Genomic DNA, 1,292 nt, shown 5'->3' with positions numbered 1-1,292 from the left:
TGGGCTAACCTAAATTTTTGAGACAATATAAAAACACCTTCGCAGTGGTACACTTAAAAAAAGTGCTAGCATCGGAGGTGTTTTTGCGTGGGCAAAAACGTATATTCAAGTGAAGTGAAATGGGCAGTGGTGAAAGACAAACTGAGCGGTGAGTTGACGACTAGAGAGATCATGGAGAAACACGGGATCAAAAACGAATCACAGATCCACACATGGATGAGATGGTATCGGTCCAATGAAATCTATCGATTTGACCAGCCCATCGGGAAGCAATACACCTATGGACTCGGTCCTGATTCCGCCAGTGAGGATGACAAGAGAGAGCGTCAACTATCCCACCTGAAGACGGAGAACGACATCTTAAAAAAATTCATGGAGATCGAAAGAGAGTTGAAAAAGAAATAGCGTTAAAGACTGTAGAGCGCCTGAAGAGCAAATATACGGTCACGACCATCCTACGTGTCCTAGACGTGCCACGGGCAACCTATTACCGTTGGGTCAAAGAACCGGTGAAGCAACCTTCGGTGCTGGAGCAAACAGTCATCGAAGTGTGTAAGCTTACGAAGTATCGATATGGACATCGAAAGATAAAAGCCCTGTTAGAGCAAACCTATGAATTTGCGGCTAACCGGAACACCGTACAAAGAATCATGCAGAAGCACCATCTCCAGTGTCGGATCAAGCCTAAACGGAAATGGAAGTCTCAGGGCGAGAGCATCATCATCGCACCTGACCTTCTCAAGCGAGACTTCACGGCCAGTGAACCGAATAAGAAGTGGGTGACGGACATCACCTATATCCAATACGGGAGCACGACGAAGTACCTCTCCACAATCATCGACCTATTCAACAATGAAATCGTTGCCTATAAGCTATACGAGCATCAACAGACGCCCCTCGTCATCGATACGTTAAAGATGGCGTTGGAGAGTCGGAACAATCCCGAAGGGATCATCATCCATTCGGATCAAGGAAGTGTCTATACATCATATGCCTTTCAAGATTTGGTCAAGAGGAATCATATGACGAGCAGCATGTCCCGAAGAGGCAACTGTTGGGATAATGCGGTGATTGAATCGTTTCATTCGAATTTGAAGTCTGAGGAATTCCAGTACGTCAAGTTCAACTCGTTAAGTGACCATGAAGTGCGTAAGCGGGTGGACCATTACTTAACTTACTATAACGAAGAGCGTATCCAAGAAAAATTAGGCTACCTCACACCGATAAAATATGGTGTGGTGGCAGCCTAATAAGGTGTTTTTATTAGTGTCTCATATAGCTAGGTCAGTCTA

Annotated in this window: 1 protein-coding gene; it reads left to right on the top strand. The window is 45.1% G+C overall.

What is annotated here, in order from left to right:
- Positions 1-87: 87 nt before the first annotated feature.
- Positions 88-1,250, top strand: a protein-coding gene (locus tag KNP81_RS15070) for an IS3 family transposase (RefSeq protein WP_214720508.1) whose coding sequence is annotated in 2 segments (ribosomal slippage) — positions 88-364 and positions 364-1,250 — 1,164 coding nt in all. Because the reading frame shifts where the segments join, the coding sequence is not laid out codon by codon here.
- Positions 1,251-1,292: the final 42 nt, after the last annotated feature.

Source organism: Exiguobacterium sp. s149 (assembly GCF_018618395.1).
GTDB lineage: Bacteria > Bacillota > Bacilli > Exiguobacteriales > Exiguobacteriaceae > Exiguobacterium > Exiguobacterium chiriqhucha.
Note: the sequence above shows the minus strand (reverse complement) of the source record. Positions and strands in the feature narration are given on the sequence as shown.